1 protein-coding gene is annotated in these 272 nt (G+C 48.9%); it reads left to right on the forward strand.

The features are described 5' to 3' along the window. A partial coding sequence (locus AAEY88_RS13660) for a primase C-terminal domain-containing protein (protein WP_350563263.1) occupies positions 1 to 272 on the forward strand: 272 nt, incomplete at both ends.

Consider the following 272-nt stretch of genomic DNA (forward strand, 5'->3'; position numbering starts at 1 on the left):
CTCTCTAAGTGGGCGTTTAAAGCGATTAGACAAGGCTATCCAGAGTATGACCGCTGGCTTGAGGCCGTTTTAACCCGCGCCGATGCATATAACAACAAAGAATTTACGTCACCGTTACCGTATTCCGAGGTCAGAGCAACGGCCAAATCCATAGCCAAATTTACACACAAAAACTTCAGTGCCGAAGGTTTTAGTGCATGGCAGGCCAGACAGGGCGCTAAGGGCGGCAGAAAATCCAAGAGGCCAACGCAAAGTGGCAGTAAGGTTGAATT

It is taken from the genome of Psychrobacter sp. CAL346-MNA-CIBAN-0220, from assembly GCF_040309805.1.
Taxonomy (GTDB): domain Bacteria; phylum Pseudomonadota; class Gammaproteobacteria; order Pseudomonadales; family Moraxellaceae; genus Psychrobacter.